Here is an 8,323-nt window from a genome sequence, read left to right as displayed (position 1 = left end):
AATGCTGACCTTCAAATGCCCTTTCGGCGAGCCCTGAAGGCTGCTGATCGCATCCTCACCTTCATTGACCAGCACCTTGGCCTTTTGGATAAAGCTGTAGTATTGCTCTCCGGCTTCGGTCAGGCTGAGCCTACGCGTCGTACGCTGAATAAGCTTGGCGCCAAGGTGGGCCTCCAACGCACTAATCCGCTTGCTCACTGCCGACTTGGTGATCCCTAGCTGACGACTTGCCTCGGAAAAACTGCCCAATTCAACCACTGCCGTAAAGACCGGTATTGTAGAAAAAGTATCTATCACCACTGTCAACCTGAGAGAAACAAAGAGTTCAAAATATAACGGGTTATCAATAACAGGGAAACTAAATATATTACTCATCAACAGAAATTCGTTGGTAAATAACATGAAAGCTCATCCACTTAACTTATCTTTGGCGCTATCAGGCGGGGTAACACTTGCCAGCATGATAGCTATCAATAGTGAGCTGGCTGCGTACAGTTCCCCTGTGCTGGCCTCATGGTTTGCGCATGGCATAGGCGCGATAACCTCCTTGCTCGTATTAATGACAGCCTCTCTATTAGCTGGAAAAAAGCTAACTATATTGCCAAAAGTCGGGACGCCTTTCTGGGCCTATCTGGGCGGCATACCGGGTGCGTTTACTGTGGTTCTGGCAGCAATCACAGTCAACAGTCCGCTCGGGCTATCAGGCTCACTGGCACTCATTATGGCGGGTCAGGTGTTGTTCGGTCTTGTCTGTGACGGCTTTGGCCTGTTTGGGTTAACCAAGCGTCCATTAACGCTCACTGACGGCATAACACTGGGGCTCATGGCGACTGGCTGCCTTCTGACGTTATTCGGTAGGGGATAATAATGACAACAATAATTTTTCTCGCACTATTAAACGGCTGTTGCATCAGCTTATGCCGAGTCCTGAATGGGAGGCTCGGCCAAGGCACCAGTGCCTTTATCGCCTCGCTCTGGAACCATGCGGTGGGCTTTATTTTTCTCAGCTTTGTGGTTTATTTCACCGTATCCGAACCGGTTGGGTCGTTAGCAAATGCACCTGCAGCCACCTGGCTTGGCGGTGTGATCGGTGCTTTGTTCGTCGCGCTCAACAGCTATGTATTAACAAGGGTAGGAGCCACACTGACCGCGCTGCTGGTCATCGGTGGACAATTGATCACAGGTGTTATCTGGGAGGCTGTAAGCCATGGTGCCGATCTCACACAAGTGGCCGGTGTCATGTTTATATTGGCCGGGGTTGTCGTAGCCAAGTTCGGTAATATCCCGGGCATAAAGAACAAGACGATATAACCAATACAAAGCGAGGAGTTATGCCAGTCATAACCTCCCCGCTTTATTTCACTCGCGATTTCAATACCAATATTGAGTGCGCCATAATTGATTATCGCACCCGCTATAGATTATTTTTTCACTCGAACAACATATGGGAATGCCTTCGGATGACGATCGAAAGTATTAGCATTATCGGTAATTTCCCTGCCAACAAACAGGCTTAATACGGCATCCATGGCATCATCGCTTGGCTTACGACCATTGATAGACTTGAAGGTGTAAGCCGCTTCACTACCCACTTTATAAGGGATCATATCCGGCAATAACTTGGCTGCGACAGAGTCTGCGTAAGCAACCGGCGCAGGCAGCTTATTATCCAGCACAACAGCACGTAGTACTGTACCTGAAATGGCGTATGCGCGTGTTAAATCAGAATCTGGACGATGTTGAATATGCTCAGACACTTCCATTTTATTGTTAGCCATAAACATATGGGTAACCAGAGGATGAGCAAGCCTGTTTACCTGCACCCATTGATCCTTGTTGTACATGGCACTACTGGCGTAAACATAGATAGTCTCTGGTAACATCTTGTTTGGAACTTCGACAACAATCACGCTGCTTTGGAAGTCTTTGAATAAATCGACACCCTTGCTGAACGTCGACAAATCGAACTTGCCTTCACCAAGCAGTTTGGTCATAAATCCGATAATACCTTCAGAGTTCCCGACAAAAGTATCACGCGCAGCGCCCGACCAGACGCGCATTCCATTATCAAACCTTGATTCCTTTCCGACACCAGCTGTTCCAATTGTCTGGCCTTTGATTCCAATGGCCTGGTTAGCCCCCTCAGCAAGACCAAAAATTAACTTTCCTTTCTCAAGATAGGCAGTAATTGTCAATCCACCAGATTTAAGATCTTTGCTACTCGCAATATGAAAGCTATATATCCCATTCTCGCCAAAAGCCGCTTTGCCATCTTTACCCGTTGTCGGATTGATATTCATCATAAAAGCGGTATAGCCACTCTGTTCAGCGTTAAAGACAAACATATCGGTGAGATCGAACTGGGGATACTCTCTTGATAGATCGGTCTCAAAGTGGTGGCTGGCGATTACAGGGGCAGATAGGACGGCAAGACCTGATAATAAAACAAGCACACTCGTGAATACTACGGCTTTGAATTTGTTTATATAAACGGACATATTATCTTCCTCTTCTTGCTGTTTGAGCAAACAGATAAACAATTCAACTTGGCGCGAAAACGCCAACTCACAACGACAGTATTTTGCTGATGACATAAAATACAGTATTAAGGTTTTATCAGTCCGAACCATGATGGTTAATCCTATTTTTATGTCAGATCGTACATTTTGGATGAACTTTTGATACAAATGATGAGGTTAGAATGTCCCACAATAATCCCGGCCACAAAGACGAAAACAGTGTCAGTGTAGAAGATGGGCCGTGTATTGATGTGTTGTCCGATGTCCTGCGGGCTATACGGCTCTATGCCAGCAGCTACTACTGCGTAGATTTTTCTTCGCCCTGGGGAATTGATGAACCCCAGGCAGATTGCGGGATCTTCCATGCCGTGATTCGCGGAAGTGCCTGGCTGACAATACCGGAACAAAACGACCCCATTTTTCTGTCTGCTGGCGATATTATTGCCTTCCCCACAGGAACACCGCACCAGATAAGCGAGCAGCCAGACAGCCGTACGATTTCCGGTCGGGATCTGTTAGAGATGATTCGTCACAATACCAACCCATATTCTGACGGGCAAAGTGTAGTGACCCTGCTTTGTGGCTATTTTCAATACAGAAAGCAAACGTGCCTGCCTTTATTACGGGATATGCCATCTATGTTACACGTTAAGTCCGGTGACGCCCCTAAGCTCGACTGGCTCAATAGCCTGGTCAAAACACTCGCCTATGAGTCCCGTATCCTGCAGCCCGGAAGCGAGGTAATGGTGGATCGTCTCACTGAAGTCCTCATTATCCAACTGCTTCGATGGCAAATGCGTAACCAATCCAGTACCCCCGGATACTTACAGGCGCTGGCCGATGATCGCCTCAGCCGTGCTCTAAGCCTGATCCACAAACAGCCATCAAAACCCTGGACAGTTGAAGCGCTGGGACGGGCTGTATCTATGTCTCGTACTGCTTTCGCCAATCATTTTCAGGCCACCGTCGGAATGACGCCATTGGCGTATTTAAGCCAATGGCGAATGCATATTGCCTACGAACTGCTTACCGAGAGCACCGAGTCGATGCTGAGTATTGCCGAGCAAGTCGGCTATAAGTCCGAGGCTTCATTTGGTAAAGCGTTCAAGAAAATTATCGGCACCAGCCCCGGACAAGTGCGCAAGATGAGATAGTTGACTATCAGTTTCTACTAAACCTCAACAACTACCTTACCAGTTGCCAGGCCGCTTGAAAGGCGAGCATGAGCCTTTCCGACATCAGTCAGTGAAAAAACATTGTCATCCAACACAGGACGCAGTTCTCCGGCCTCTGCGATTTCAGCCAGCTTAGCGAGTATTTGACCGTGCTGTTCACGCTTATAGTTGTGAAGCATTGGGATAAGCATAAAGACAACATGTAATGATAGCCCCTTGAAGTGAGCAACTGACAAGTCCAACTCCACCATAGAGACAGTTGTTGCGACCTGCCCATTCAAGCTTGCCGCCTCAAACGAATTCGTCATATTGGCACCGCCCACGGAATCGAAAACAACATCAAAGCCGACACCTTGCGTATACTTGGCAACGTAATCAGCAACCGCCTCCGTTTTATAATCGATCCCCTGTGCACCTAACTCTTCGATTAAAGCCAGGTGCTTTTCACTTCCGGCTGTCGCGTAGACATCAGCCCCAAAGTGCTTTGCCAATTGCAGAGCAACATGGCCCACTCCTCCAGCACCACCATGAACAAGCACTTTCTGGCCTTCGCTGATCCCTGAACGGCTCAAACCTTCGTAGGCAGTAATACCAACAAGAGGCAGTGCAGCCGCTTCGCGCATTGACAAGTTCTTCGGCTTACGGGCGATCAATTTGGCATCGGCCAGCATGTATTCCGCCAAGCTACCCTGGAGATCGGCCAAGCCACCAGCACAACCATACACTTCGTCCCCGGCCGCATACTCGGTGACTCCCTCACCGACAACTTCCACGGTTCCAGCAAAGTCCATGCCCAATACGGCCGGCAGATCGGGGGAAAGCGGCAGTTCCTTACCCATTTGGCGGATCATCGTATCGACGGTATTGACGCTGGTAGCAGCAACACGCACCAACACATGACCAGGTTTGACTTCTGGTGTAGGAAGCTCGGCTGGCTCAAAAACTTCCGGACCGCCAAAACTGTTAATAACCATTGCTTTCATGAATAAACCCTCTGCTTGATTGACGGGTTAAGTATAATTACCGAACTAAGAGTTGATAATCAGGCAAAAGGTATAATAAGTTTATAGCTTTCATTGATAATCAAAGATAGAAAAGATGAATATTGAGCACCTAAGGCTATTTGTCCGGCTATCCTCAACCCACAACATCAGTTTGGCCGGCCAGGAGCTCGGGTTATCTCCCGCGGTCGCAAGTTCGCATATCAATAAGCTTGAGCAGGCACTCGGGGTACGCTTGGTGCATCGCACTACCCGGAAAGTCTCGCTGACCGAAGAAGGAGAAGCCTTTCTTCCTCATGCCGAAGAAGTGCTTTCAAGTGTCGAGGCTGCAAGAGCATCGGTAGGAGTGGGAAGCGCATCGCCAACAGGTACCCTGAGAGTGTCTGCCCCTGCCTCGTTTGGACGGATGCACCTGATCCCGGCGCTAAAAGACTTCTTGTCCCTCTATCCCGGGCTGACGGTTGACTTTCGTTTTTCAGACTCAATTGTCGATCTGGTCGAAGGCGGGTTTGATATTGCGATTCGTAATTCCGAACTGAAAGACTCCACCTTAATTGCGCGCAAGCTGGCTCCCGATCACCGGATCATCTGCGCCGCGCCAAACTATCTCGCTCAATTTGGCCAGCCGCATTCACCCGAAGAGTTAAGCCACCACCAGTGCCTCAACCTGATTGGCCTTGAAAACTGGGGCTTTGATACCCCGCTAGGGCGTATCAATGTCAAAACAAAAGGGTGTTTTCGTTCAGATAACGGTGATGCGATCCGGGATGCCTGTGTTGACGGGTTAGGGATCGCAATGAATTCAACATGGAGTGTGTATAAGTACTTACAACGAGGCGAGCTTGTTCAGGTACTCAAAGAGTACCCGTTTGTGTCTGATACCGCGATCTGGGCTGTGTATCCCAGTTCACGACTGTTGGCCCCCAAGGTCAGAGCTTTCATCGACTACTTCGCCGACTATTTCGGCAATCCAACCTATTGGGACCAGCAACTGGATACAGGATGTGGTCATCAGACTAAATAAGAAGAGTGAGGCATTCTCTTTCGACCAACTACTCAACAGTATTGAACTCATTGAGGCAATAGCTCTAAGGTACATGCCTTATCCATTGCCTCTCAACTTTTGCGTCTTAGTTTTGCTCAAATGTACCTGTGCTTTTAATCATAACGGATAGCACCTCTTGTGAGTCACTTCTAGTGTTATGACTGGATGACAAAATGGCTTTCGTTCTTTCTAACCTTGCTAACAGACTTTCCGTTTCACTTTCAACTTGCTTAGACATCTCGGGAGTTGTTTCTTTTTTCATAGCTTCTTTCCAAAAGAGTTTTTGAACTATTGTGAACGTCATAAACAGAGAGGCAGGTTATATGTATATTGCCCATACCCCCTTACCTGATTTGAAGCTCATAGTATCTTTAATTATTATTGAACAAAGTTATTAACTATAAGATTTTCTGATATGTATAATCTGGAACACCTTAGAATGTTGGTCTGGTCCACCGAACAGGGCTCGTTTTCTGCCTGTGCAAGAAAGCTAGGGAAAGCCCAGTCAGCCGTCAGCCAAGGCATTTCAAATCTGGAAATAGATATCGGGATTCAGCTTTTTGACAGAACAACAAGAAAGCCAACCTTAACGGAAGATGGCAAACGAATTTATGCCTACGCCAAGTCGGTTCTTGCGCTGACTGGTGAGCTTGATAGCGTGGTTAAAGCCATACAGAACGAAGAAGAACCGAACCTACGATTGGCATTCGATAATGCATTGTTTACTCATAAACTCTCCAGCATTTTGGGTGCGTTTTCCCGACAGTTTCCCAAGACACAAATTGAACTTCTATCTGTACCATGTACCGACATCGCCGGATTAGTTGTAAATAGACAAGCCGATATTGGCATCATGTTTACAACACCCCCTCTTATTCAAGAGCTGGAGTATTGCTATATTGGCAGTCAGCCATTTTGTGCTGTGTGCCATCCGGAATCTGCTCTTCTTCTCAATGAGAAGGTATCCATCAGCCAGCTAGTCAATCACAGGCAACTTTACCTTCGCGGTATTTCAGGTGAAGGCTTGATGCATTTACCAAAAATCTCCCCTGATATCTGGTACTGCAACGGCTTTGATACAACGGTCAAACTGGTTGAAGAGAATTTAGGCTGGGCTTTTTTACCGCTTCATATGGCAAATAAGGCCATTACTAAAGGCAATCTTGCGACGTTCAATTTTGAACTCGACGATAAGCCCTGGATGATGCCCGTCGATCTTGTCACCCACAAAGGCATAAAAAAGGGCGTCGCTTTCCAGTGGCTATTTGATGAGCTAAAGAGCCTTGTTTGAGAATTTTCAGAAGGATCTTCATCAAGCAGATAAGGAAACCCGGTAAGCCTAATCGTCAAGCTTACCGGAACATGGGTAGACAACCGTACTCAGCTATTCATAACAAACAGAGCTATGGAATAACCCTGTCGAGCACTGACTCAATCGCAGAGACAACATCCTGTGACTTCTGATCATTCAGCGCATCAGGGTGTGGCGAGCTAAAACGGCCGATATCATTATCGAAATACAGCCCGGATGCAGTCGCGAACTCGTCTGACAAAGCGGCACGGCAGAGGATATCGGCACCGATTTTGATGTCTCCCCCCGCCACGCCGAAAGCATCTTTGACCATTTTACTGCCCAGCATAGAAGCAGGGTTTACGGCAACAATCACCGGGCCGTCGCCATTAAGCGATTGCGCCATGCTGCGCGTCCACATAGTCAGCGCCAGCTTGCTTTGCGCGTAGGCTTCACCGTCTGAGAGCTGTGCTTTACCAATCAAGGCCTCTGTATTCACCGGTGCCTGGGCGGCTGACGAGAGATTGATAACCCGGCCCGATGGCCCGAGCAAAGGGGCAAGTTGCTGTGTCAGCAAGTAAGGAGCAATGGTATTAACCGCAAAGCGCACATCCAGCCCATCCTGGGTAATGGTGTTGGCAGTGCTATACACGCCTGCATTGTTAATAACAACATCAAGGTTCGGATGATGCCGGGCAATGGTCTTGGCAAAAGCACTAACATCTGCGAGGGAAGAGAGATCACACACATAGCTGTCAATCTTGCCGCTGCCCGGAAACGCCTTTAACTTGTCTTCGGCATCTTTCAGTTTGCCCGGATTGCGTCCGTGCAACAGCACATGATTCCCCAGCTCAACCAGCTTTTTGGCGGTTTCAAGCCCGATGCCATCGGTCGATCCTGTCACTAGAATAATTTTCTGCATGCTATATTCCTCCCTATTCCTAAATTGGCGACAATAACTAGCTGTTTTTGGAAAATCCGCCATAAGGCTTCATATAGACAGGATTCAAACCGGCGACCGCCTCTTTCAGCTCATCAGTTAAATCGCTGAAAACGACAAAACGAGTAATTTCTGTTGCTTCCATATAAAGAGAACCATATTTCGCCCAGGTATCAAGGTGCTTTATCGCCGCTGCGGCATCTTGGTAACGCTCGTAGACATGCACGGTTTCGCCGTCATCGGCGATAGTCCACTCATGATTCAGCGTCCCTTCTTCATCAAAAGCCGCTTCAGTCAGTTTGTGCATCGCTTCGGCATATCTAGCTTTATCTTTTATTTTTCCTTCAATGGT

The 8,323-nt window shown here is 47.8% G+C and carries 11 protein-coding genes; 5 read left to right on the top strand and 6 right to left on the bottom strand.

Going from position 1 to position 8,323, the window contains the following annotated elements; all coding sequences use genetic code 11:
* Positions 1-375 (bottom strand): LysR family transcriptional regulator (locus MHN01_RS09350; RefSeq protein WP_239411107.1); only part of this gene is annotated, 375 nt, incomplete at its 3' end.
* A 25-nt stretch (positions 376-400) separates the two neighbouring features.
* Here MHN01_RS09350 and MHN01_RS09345 point away from each other — a divergent pair.
* Positions 401-865, top strand: a complete 465-nt coding sequence (locus MHN01_RS09345; RefSeq protein ID WP_239411106.1) for a DMT family transporter — start codon at positions 401-403, stop codon at positions 863-865.
* A gap of 2 nt (positions 866-867) precedes the next feature.
* Positions 868-1,311, top strand: a complete 444-nt coding sequence (locus MHN01_RS09340; protein WP_239411105.1) for a DMT family transporter — start codon at positions 868-870, stop codon at positions 1,309-1,311.
* A gap of 110 nt (positions 1,312-1,421) precedes the next feature.
* Here MHN01_RS09340 and MHN01_RS09335 read toward each other — a convergent pair whose 3' ends face one another.
* The gene (locus tag MHN01_RS09335; protein ID WP_239411104.1) at positions 1,422-2,630 is read right to left on the bottom strand and encodes a DUF4331 family protein; all 1,209 of its coding nucleotides are present in this window, start codon (positions 2,628-2,630) and stop codon (positions 1,422-1,424) included.
* Between the two features lie 71 nt (positions 2,631-2,701).
* Between MHN01_RS09335 and MHN01_RS09330 the strand changes: the two genes are divergently transcribed.
* Positions 2,702-3,673, top strand: coding sequence for an AraC family transcriptional regulator (locus tag MHN01_RS09330; protein WP_239411103.1), 972 nt, complete (start codon positions 2,702-2,704; stop codon positions 3,671-3,673).
* Between the two features lie 17 nt (positions 3,674-3,690).
* On the opposite strand, the gene MHN01_RS09325 is transcribed toward MHN01_RS09330, so the two are convergent.
* A complete protein-coding gene (locus tag MHN01_RS09325) occupies positions 3,691-4,677 on the bottom strand; it encodes a zinc-dependent alcohol dehydrogenase family protein (RefSeq protein ID WP_239411102.1) in 987 nt (328 codons plus the stop codon).
* A 115-nt stretch (positions 4,678-4,792) separates the two neighbouring features.
* Between MHN01_RS09325 and MHN01_RS09320 the strand changes: the two genes are divergently transcribed.
* Positions 4,793-5,719 (top strand): LysR family transcriptional regulator, encoded by a 927-nt coding sequence (locus MHN01_RS09320; RefSeq protein ID WP_239411101.1) that lies wholly within the window; start codon positions 4,793-4,795, stop codon positions 5,717-5,719.
* A gap of 106 nt (positions 5,720-5,825) precedes the next feature.
* Here the strand turns inward: MHN01_RS09320 and MHN01_RS09315 are convergent, their stop codons facing one another.
* Positions 5,826-6,002: a hypothetical protein gene (locus MHN01_RS09315; protein ID WP_239411100.1), complete on the bottom strand. Its 177-nt coding sequence runs from the start codon at positions 6,000-6,002 to the stop codon at positions 5,826-5,828.
* A gap of 153 nt (positions 6,003-6,155) precedes the next feature.
* On the opposite strand from MHN01_RS09315, the gene MHN01_RS09310 reads away from it, so the two are divergent.
* Positions 6,156-7,031 (top strand): LysR family transcriptional regulator, encoded by an 876-nt coding sequence (locus MHN01_RS09310; protein WP_239411099.1) that lies wholly within the window; start codon positions 6,156-6,158, stop codon positions 7,029-7,031.
* Positions 7,032-7,143: 112 nt separating this feature from the next.
* Here the strand turns inward: MHN01_RS09310 and MHN01_RS09305 are convergent, their stop codons facing one another.
* Positions 7,144-7,953 carry an SDR family NAD(P)-dependent oxidoreductase gene (locus tag MHN01_RS09305; RefSeq protein ID WP_239411098.1) on the bottom strand — a complete coding sequence of 270 codons (810 nt, stop codon included), beginning with the start codon at positions 7,951-7,953 and terminating at the stop codon, positions 7,144-7,146.
* 37 nt (positions 7,954-7,990) lie between these two features.
* Positions 7,991-8,323, bottom strand: a 333-nt coding sequence (locus MHN01_RS09300; protein ID WP_239411097.1) for a putative quinol monooxygenase, incomplete at its 5' end; no start/stop codon positions are given.

The organism is Photobacterium sp. OFAV2-7, assembly GCF_022347985.1.
Lineage (GTDB): Bacteria > Pseudomonadota > Gammaproteobacteria > Enterobacterales > Vibrionaceae > Photobacterium.
This window is presented reverse-complemented; position numbering and strand designations above follow the sequence as displayed.

Bases quoted from the DNA above. Each gene is read 5' to 3' on its own strand.
- MHN01_RS09330 (WP_239411103.1), top strand. From the start codon at position 2,702: ATGTCCCACAATAATCCCGGCCACAAAGACGAAAACAGTGTCAGTGTA.
- MHN01_RS09325 (WP_239411102.1), bottom strand. From the start codon at position 4,677: ATGAAAGCAATGGTTATTAACAGTTTTGGCGGTCCGGAAGTTTTTGAG.
- MHN01_RS09315 (WP_239411100.1), bottom strand. From the start codon at position 6,002: ATGAAAAAAGAAACAACTCCCGAGATGTCTAAGCAAGTTGAAAGTGAA.
- MHN01_RS09320 (WP_239411101.1), top strand. From the start codon at position 4,793: ATGAATATTGAGCACCTAAGGCTATTTGTCCGGCTATCCTCAACCCAC.
- MHN01_RS09335 (WP_239411104.1), bottom strand. From the start codon at position 2,630: ATGGTTCGGACTGATAAAACCTTAATACTGTATTTTATGTCATCAGCA.
- MHN01_RS09340 (WP_239411105.1), top strand. From the start codon at position 868: ATGACAACAATAATTTTTCTCGCACTATTAAACGGCTGTTGCATCAGC.
- MHN01_RS09345 (WP_239411106.1), top strand. From the start codon at position 401: ATGAAAGCTCATCCACTTAACTTATCTTTGGCGCTATCAGGCGGGGTA.
- MHN01_RS09305 (WP_239411098.1), bottom strand. From the start codon at position 7,953: ATGCAGAAAATTATTCTAGTGACAGGATCGACCGATGGCATCGGGCTT.
- MHN01_RS09310 (WP_239411099.1), top strand. From the start codon at position 6,156: ATGTATAATCTGGAACACCTTAGAATGTTGGTCTGGTCCACCGAACAG.